General features: G+C 67.2%; 1 protein-coding gene. It reads left to right on the top strand.

Translation table 11 applies throughout. From position 1 onward, the window contains the following. Window positions 1–1,036, top strand: a 1,036-nt coding sequence (locus EBO15_RS43450; protein WP_199745204.1) for an inositol-3-phosphate synthase, incomplete at both ends; no start/stop codon positions are given.

A 1,036-nucleotide genomic window follows, 5' to 3' on the forward strand; every position in this document is an offset into this window, starting at 1 on the left:
GCCATCGTGGGTGTGGGGAACTGCGCCTCTTCGCTCGTCCAGGGTGTCGAGTTCTACAAGGACGCGGCCCCCGAGACGCGTGTCCCCGGCCTCATGCACGTCCAGTTCGGCGAGTACCACGTCGGTGACGTGGAGTTCGTCGCGGCGTTCGACGTGGACGCCAAGAAGGTCGGCATGGACCTGTCCGAGGCGATCCACGCCAGCGAGAACAACACCATCAAGTTCGCCGACGTCCCCCCGTCCGGCGTGACCGTCCAGCGCGGCCACACCTACGACGGCCTCGGCGAGTACTACCGCGACATGGTCGAGGAGTCCGACGCCGCCCCCGTCGACGTCGTCCAGGCCCTCAAGGACGCCGAGGTCGACGTCCTGGTGTCCTACCTCCCCGTCGGATCGGAAGAGGCCGACCGCTTCTACGCCCAGTGCGCCATCGACGCCAAGGTCGCGTTCGTCAACGCCCTGCCGGTGTTCATCGCCTCCGACCCCGAATGGGCCGCCAAGTTCACCGACGCCGGCGTCCCGATCGTCGGCGACGACATCAAGTCCCAGGTCGGCGCGACCATCACCCACCGCGTGATGGCCAAGCTGTTCGAGGACCGCGGCGTGGAGCTGCTGCGCACCTACCAGCTCAACTTCGGCGGCAACATGGACTTCATGAACATGCTGGAGCGCAAGCGCCTGCAGTCCAAGAAGATCTCCAAGACCCAGTCGGTCACCTCCCAGATCCCCCACGAGATGGCCAAGGCCGACGTCCACATCGGCCCGTCCGACCACGTGCCGTGGCTCGACGACCGCAAGTGGGCCTACGTCCGCCTCGAGGGCAAGTCCTTCGGCGACACCCCCCTGAACCTGGAGTACAAGCTCGAGGTCTGGGACTCCCCCAACTCCGCCGGCGTCATCATCGACGCCGTCCGCGCCGCCAAGATCGCCAAGGACCGCGGCATCGGCGGCCCCATCCTGTCGGCCAGCTCCTACTTCATGAAGTCCCCGCCGGAGCAGTACTCCGACGACGACGCCCGCGACGCCGTCGAGGCCT

It is taken from the genome of Actinomadura harenae (genome assembly GCF_003696215.1).
GTDB lineage: Bacteria > Actinomycetota > Actinomycetes > Streptosporangiales > Streptosporangiaceae > Spirillospora > Spirillospora harenae.